General features: G+C 45.1%; 1 protein-coding gene. It reads left to right on the top strand.

Features of this window, described 5'->3' with window-relative positions; genetic code table 11:
- Nucleotides 1-295: TonB-dependent receptor plug domain-containing protein (locus FLQ44_RS25580; RefSeq protein ID WP_147694468.1), on the top strand; the 295-nt coding region annotated here is incomplete at both ends.

The raw sequence follows: 295 nt of genomic DNA, 5'->3' as shown, positions 1-295 counted from the left end.
AGTGGTTGTCGTAGCTTACGGAAAAGCCAAGAGAAACAGCTATACCGGTTCGGTAGCAACGATTTCCAGCGATAAAATTAACAACAGACCTGTAACCAATATTACCAAAGCTCTGGAAGGGCAGGTGCCGGGAATTCAGACTACAAGTTCTTCTGGGCAGCCGGGTGCTATTGCTACGATCAGAATCAGGGGTATTGGTTCGGTAAGTGCTTCCAGCGATCCTTTATATGTGGTGGATGGAATTCCTTATGACGGAAATCTGAATGCTATAAGCCCAAGTGATATTGAATCCATA

The sequence above is a fragment of the Vogesella mureinivorans genome (assembly GCF_007644035.1).
Lineage (GTDB): Bacteria > Pseudomonadota > Gammaproteobacteria > Burkholderiales > Chromobacteriaceae > Vogesella > Vogesella mureinivorans.
The sequence above is the reverse complement of the archived record's forward strand: the minus strand, read 5'-3'. Positions and strand labels throughout refer to the sequence as shown.